Consider the following 5,243-nt stretch of genomic DNA (forward strand, 5'->3'; position numbering starts at 1 on the left):
GCTCACGCCGCCCCCACCCCCGCCGACGGAAACCCGGCCGTCCGTACGACACCTCGCCCCGCGTCCACGGCGTACACCTCGCACCCCGCCAGGCCCGCCGCCCACTCGACGCCCTCCGTCCCCATCGCGAAGGCGGCCGTCGCCACCGCGTCCGCCTCCGTCAGCGTGGGCGCCACGACGCTGACGGACAGCAGCCCGGTGGCCGGGAGCCCGGTACGCCCGTCGAGGATGTGGTCGCCGCGTTCGTAGCGCGCGGAGGTCGCGACCGCCCCGTCGGTCAGCTCCAGGACCGTGCACACCTTGTCGGCGATCTCCGGGTGCCGTATCCCCACCCGCCACGGGCCGCCGCCGACGACGACGTCACCCCCGGCGTTGAGGCAGAAGCGCCCCGCCCCGGCGGCGGCCAGCCGCTCCGCCGCCCGCTGCACCGACCAGCCCTTCACGATCGCGCAGGGGTCGAACCCCCGCCCCGGGAGCCGGGCGTCGAACGCGCCGCCGGTGGCGACCCGGTACCGCTCGCACAGGCCGAGGATCTCCACGAGGTCGGGACTGAGCCGGGCGGCGGGCAGTTCGCCCCGGCCGTACCGGGACACCTCGCTGCCGGCCTTGAACGGGCTGAACCGTTCGTCGACCTCTCGCAGCCACGTGAACACGGCGTCCCCGGCCTCGGACACGACGTCGATGTCGTCGGTGCCGTCGATGTCGTCGATGCGCAGGGAGACCGGGAACCCCATCACCTGCTCGACGCGGTGCACGTCAGGCGCCCTTCGCGTCGATCGCGGCCTGGAGGGACTCCTTGTAACCCTCGCTGGTCAGGGTCGCGCCGGACACCGTGTCGATGTCCGCGCTCTGCGCCTCCAGCGTCTCCGAGACCAGCGTCGGCACGGCCGCCGTCGTCTGCGGATGATCCGGCTGCTTCAGCATCCGCACCGCGGTGATCCGCTCGCCCTCGAAGGTGACCTCGACCTGCACGTCACCCTTCTCGGTGCCCACCGTCGTGCCCGCGACGGCCTGGGAGGCGGCGGAGGCCTCGGCGGAGGGCGACGGGGAGGCCGCGGCTGCCGCCGCCTGCGCGTCGATCGCGGCCTGCAGGGACTCCTTGTAACCCTCGCTGGTCAGGGTCGCGCCGGACACCGTGTCGATGTCCGCGCTCTGCGCCTCCAGCGTCTCCGAGACCAGCGTCGGCACGGCCGCCGTCGTCTGCGGATGATCCGGCTGCTTCAGCATCCGCACCGCGGTGATCCGCTCGCCCTCGAAGGTGACCTCGACCTGCACGTCACCCTTCTCGGTACCCACCGTCGTGCCCTTGACGACGAGGGCCGACCCGGCGGTGCCGGAGGACGAGGGGGAGGGCGTCGACGCCGGCGCGGCGACCTCGGTGGACGACGTCCCCGTGGACACCTCGTAGCGCCAGACGGGGATGAGTCCGGCCACGGACAGGACCAGGACAGGTATGGCTCGCTTCACGATGTCTCTCTCATCCCGCCAGGCTGAAGCGCTCGAAGTGGATCTGCGTCCGGGGCACGTCCAGCGCGCGCAGGCTACCCAGGACCGCGTTCATCATCGGGGGCGGCCCGCACAGGAAGACGTCCCGGTCGGCGATGTCCGGCACGAGGCGGAGCAGCTCGCCGGGGGCCAGCCGGTCGGGCACGGGCGGCCCGGTGACCAGGTGCAGCTCGGCGCCCTTGAGGTGGGCGAGGTCGCGCAGCTCGTCGTAGAGGACGGCGTCCCGGTCGGAGCCCACGCGGTAGATGACGACGGCGTGGCCGTGCAGCTCCTCCAGCAGGGCCCGGATGGGGGTGACGCCGACGCCGCCGGCGACCAGGACGGCCTCCGGCCGCGTGCGGTGCATCGCGGTGAAGGCGCCGTAGGGGCCCTCGGCGAAGACGCGTGTGCCGGGCTTGAGGTGGCGCAGTCCGGCGGAGCCGTCTCCGGCGGCCTTGGCGGTCAGGCGCAGGCTGCGGCCGTCGGGCGCGGCGGACAGCGAGAACGGGTTGGCCTGCCACCAGCGGTCCCTGGTGAGGAACCGCCACAGGAAGAACTGACCGGCGCGGGCCGGCAGCCGGTCCAGGTCGCGGCCGGTGATGTACACGGAGACCACGTTGTCGGACTCGGGGACGACGGCCTCGACGCGCAACTGGTGGCGCAGGTTCCGCCACAGCGGCAGCGCGAGCCGACCGAGGAGGACCGAGCCGAGGGCGACGCCCCACAGGCTGTACCAGTACGCCGTGGCGGCGGACGACGTGGTGAACGTCGTCCCCGCGGCGACCTGGTGGGTGAAGGCGAGCACCACGGCGACGTAGGCGTAGAGGTGGATGAAGTGCCAGGTCTCGTACGCCAGCCGACGGCGGGCCCAGCGGGCCGACACGCCGCCGATGACGAGGATCAGCCCGAGCGCGACGACCGCGCGGAACACGCCCTCGACGGTCTCGGCGAGGTCGACGAGCTGGCTGACCGGGTCCATGGACGAGGACCGGGCGTAGCCGAAGGTGATGAACACGACGTGCCCCAGCAGCGTCCACAGCAGGCCGAAGCCGGTCCAGCGGTGCCAGTTGGTGAGCCGGTCCATGCCGATGCGGCGGTCCAGCCAGGGCAGCCGGGCGACCAGCAGCAGCTGGAACGCCATCAGCAGGGCGGCGTAGAGGCCGGCGAAGCGGCCGAGCACGACCAGGGCGTTGGAGGCGAAGCCGGCCTGGACGGCGAAGAGGGTCACGACGGCCGCGTTCGCGGCCAGCACGGCGTACAGGCCGGTGCGGGCCACGACCTTGGGACGTATCGCCGTGGGGGGTACGGGAGGCGACTGGACGGTCGTCACGGACGGAAACTCCTTGATCGGGTCTCAGGACATAGAGCTTCGCCGCCCTTTGCTGTCGATACCCTGTCGTACAACTTTCAAGAGGATATCGATCCGGGTCCGACGGCCATCGGGGTCTGGCGCCGGGGGCCGCGTGGCGCACTATGAGCGAGTGGAAAAAGTACGACTCCTGGTGGTGGACGACGACCCGCCGATCGCCGACCTCGTCGCGACGGTCGCCCGCTACGAGGGCTGGGACGCGGTCACCGCGAACACGGGCGAGGAGGCGCTGCGGCGCGCCGCCGAGTTCCGCCCGGACATCGTGGTGCTTGATCTGATGCTGCCCGACCTCGACGGATTCGGCGTCCTGGACAGGCTGCGCCGCTCCGGGACGATGGTGCCGGTGGTCTTCCTCACCGCCCGGGACGGGGTCGCCGACCGGGTCGCGGGACTGACCCGCGGCGGTGACGACTACCTGGTCAAGCCGTTCGCCGTGGAGGAGCTGATGGCGCGGCTGCGGACCGTGCTGCGGCGCAGCGCCGGCCCGGCGTTCCAGCGGTCGGTGCTGCGGGTCGGGGACCTGTCGATGGACGAGGACACCCGTGAGGTGCGGCGCGGCGACAGCATGCTGACGCTCACCCCGACCGAGTACGAGGTGCTGCGCTATCTGATGCGCAAGTCGCCGACGGTCCTCACCAAGGCGCAGATCCTGGACCACGTGTGGGAGTACGGCTTCGGCGGCCGCTCCAACGTGGTGGAACTGGTCGTCAGCCGGCTGCGCCGCAAGCTGGACGCCACGGGCGAGCCGCTGATCCAGACGGTGCGCGGTTTCGGGTACGTCGTCCGGCAGGCCGCCGAGTGATCCGCCGCGCCTGGCGGTCGTACCGCAGGCTGCGGCTCGGCACCCGGCTCGCACTGGGCCTGGGTGCGCTGTCGCTGGTGGTGTTCGCGGTGGTGGGCACCGCTTTGACGGCGTACATGCGCGACTATCTGCAGCACCAGCTGGGCTACCAGATGAAGGTCGTCCAGACCGTGCAGGCCAAGGACGCCGCGGCGCACGGCAGGGTGACGCAGAAGCCGTACTGGGGCTGGTTCTCCGCGGTGTACGACGTGTCGGGCGGCTCGGCCGTGCTGCGGCAGCCCGCCGACATCCCGCACGACACCCGCCCCCTCACCCGGTTCGCCGAGGACATGGCGCACTCGGACACCGATCTGCTGCGCACCGTGAAGCTCGACGGCGAGGGCGTCTACCGGCTGCGGGCCTGCGAGGTCCAGCCCGGCGTGGTGCTGGTCAGCGCGGCGCCCATGAAGGACATCGACGACACGATCGAGCAACTGGTCACCGTGCAGGTGGTCGCCTTCGGCCTGGCGCTGCTGGGGCTGGTGGTGGCCGGGCGGGCGCTGCTGCGGCGCGGGCTGAAGCCGCTGAGCGACATGGCGCACACCGCGCACGGCATCGCCTCGCACGACCTGACCGAGTCCGCGTCCCGGCTGCACGTGCGCGCGGACGCCCTGGGCGGTGGGCCGGAGGTGGAGGAGCTGCGCACGGCGTTCAACACCATGCTGGAGCACATCGACGACTCCCTCGCGGTGCGTGCCGAGGCCGAACAGCGCCTGCGTCGTTTCGTCGCGGACGCCTCGCACGAGCTGCGCACCCCGCTGATGTCCGTACGCGGTTACGCCGACCTCTTCCAGTACGCGCCCGCCAACGCGCCCGCGGAACGCGACCGGCACCTGGCCCGGCTGCGCGCCGAGGCCGCCCGCATGGGCGTTCTCCTCGACGACCTCCTGCTGCTGGCGCGGCTGGACGCGGCCGAGGTGGAGACTCCGCTGCGGACGGAGGACGCCGACCTGGTGGAGCTGGTCGAGCAGGCGGCCGACGCGTTTCGCGCGAGCCACCCCGGTCATCCGCTGACGGTGGCTCCGGGCCCGGCGGCGGTCCGGCTGCGGCTCGATCCGCAGCGCGTCCGGCAGGTCCTGGACAACCTCCTCACCAACGCGGCGGTGCACACCCCGGCCGGCACCCCGGTGTCCGTCCAGGTGGCGGTGAGCGCGCACACGGCGCAGGTGCACGTCGTCGACAAGGGCCCCGGCGTCCCGCCCGGCGACCGCGACCGCGTCTTCGACCGCTTCTACCGCGTCGACAAGGCCCGCAGCCGCGACCGCGGGGGCAGCGGGCTCGGCCTGGCGGTGGCCCGCTCCCTGGTCGAGGCCCACGGCGGGACCCTCGTCGTGGGCGACGACCCGGCCCACACGGTCTTCACCGTCACACTGCCCCTGCGGCCGGGCCGGTGAGACAGGGGGACGGAGTGGCGCGGTCGCGGTCGCCGGGCGACGCTCGGTCTCGGCGCGCTCCGACTCCGCGCCACTCGGGCTCCGCGCCACCCCGGCTCCGCGCCACTCGGGCTCCGCGCCACCCCGGCTCCGCGCCGTTCCCTCTCCACGCCAC

General features: G+C 72.9%; 5 protein-coding genes. 2 read left to right on the plus strand and 3 right to left on the minus strand.

Annotation, left to right across the window (positions count from 1 at the left end):
- Positions 1 to 2: 2 nt before the first annotated feature.
- Genes BM536_RS29145 through BM536_RS29155 form a run of 3 tightly spaced genes read right to left on the minus strand, consistent with a single transcriptional unit; the run spans position 3 to position 2,815 of the window.
- The gene (locus BM536_RS29145) at positions 3 to 734 is read right to left on the minus strand and encodes an FAD:protein FMN transferase (RefSeq protein WP_094103723.1); all 732 of its coding nucleotides are present in this window, start codon (positions 732 to 734) and stop codon (positions 3 to 5) included.
- Between the two features lie 22 nt (positions 735 to 756).
- The gene (locus tag BM536_RS29150; protein ID WP_073499829.1) at positions 757 to 1,467 is read right to left on the minus strand and encodes an FMN-binding protein; all 711 of its coding nucleotides are present in this window, start codon (positions 1,465 to 1,467) and stop codon (positions 757 to 759) included.
- A 10-nt stretch (positions 1,468 to 1,477) separates the two neighbouring features.
- A complete protein-coding gene (locus BM536_RS29155; protein ID WP_073499827.1) occupies positions 1,478 to 2,815 on the minus strand; it encodes a ferredoxin reductase family protein in 1,338 nt (445 codons plus the stop codon).
- A 151-nt stretch (positions 2,816 to 2,966) separates the two neighbouring features.
- On the opposite strand from BM536_RS29155, the gene BM536_RS29160 reads away from it, so the two are divergent.
- Together BM536_RS29160 and BM536_RS29165 are read left to right on the plus strand one after the other, a co-directional pair.
- Positions 2,967 to 3,656 (plus strand): response regulator transcription factor, encoded by a 690-nt coding sequence (locus tag BM536_RS29160; protein ID WP_073499826.1) that lies wholly within the window; start codon positions 2,967 to 2,969, stop codon positions 3,654 to 3,656.
- The gene (locus BM536_RS29165) at positions 3,653 to 5,089 is read left to right on the plus strand and encodes a sensor histidine kinase (RefSeq protein ID WP_073499824.1); all 1,437 of its coding nucleotides are present in this window, start codon (positions 3,653 to 3,655) and stop codon (positions 5,087 to 5,089) included. Before BM536_RS29160 ends, BM536_RS29165 begins: the two co-directional genes overlap by 4 nt.
- The last annotated feature ends 154 nt before the right edge of the window (positions 5,090 to 5,243 follow it).

Origin of the sequence: Streptomyces phaeoluteigriseus, assembly GCF_001896135.2 — a bacterium.
Classification (GTDB): Bacteria; Actinomycetota; Actinomycetes; order Streptomycetales; family Streptomycetaceae; genus Streptomyces; species Streptomyces phaeoluteigriseus.